Below are 595 nucleotides of genomic sequence, written 5' to 3' on the forward strand. Positions count from 1 at the left end.
TCAGCTTCATCGCTGCGAGTTCCTGGAGGATGCGCACAACGTCGTGCTGGTTGGAGGACCCGGGACCGGCAAGACCCATATCGGCACAGCCCTTGGCATCCAGGCCATCGAGCATCACCACAAGCGGGTTCGCTTCTTCTCGACCGTCGAGCTCGTCAATCTGCTCGAACAGGAGAAGGTCCAGGGGAAGAGCGGTCAGATCGCCGGACGGCTTGTCCACTCCGACCTCGTCATCCTCGACGAGCTCGGCTACCTGCCGTTCAGCGCTTCAGGCGGTGCCTTGCTATTCCACCTTCTGAGCAAGCTGTACGAACGCACCAGCGTCGTCATCACCACCAACCTCAGCTTCAGCGAGTGGGCAACGGTCTTTGGCGATCCGAAGATGACCACCGCGCTGCTCGATCGCCTTACCCATCACTGCCACATCCTTGAGACCGGAAACGACAGCTTCCGCTTCAAGAACAGCTCGGCCAAACCCGAGAAACCGACGAAGGAGAAAACACGGAACTTGACCACCACCTGACCTGCCCAACATCATCGAAGCCGGGTCAGTTCTTGATGGAAATCCTGGGTCAGCTCTCAGTGGAAATCAACA

1 protein-coding gene is annotated in these 595 nt (G+C 58.5%); it reads left to right on the plus strand.

Features of this window, described 5'->3' with window-relative positions; all coding sequences use genetic code 11:
• A partial coding sequence (gene istB, locus ACZL02_RS24355) for an IS21-like element helper ATPase IstB (protein WP_472941271.1) occupies positions 1-523 on the plus strand: 523 nt, incomplete at its 5' end.
• Positions 524-595: the final 72 nt, after the last annotated feature.

The sequence above is a fragment of the Mesocryomonas fontinalis genome, assembly GCF_055730125.2.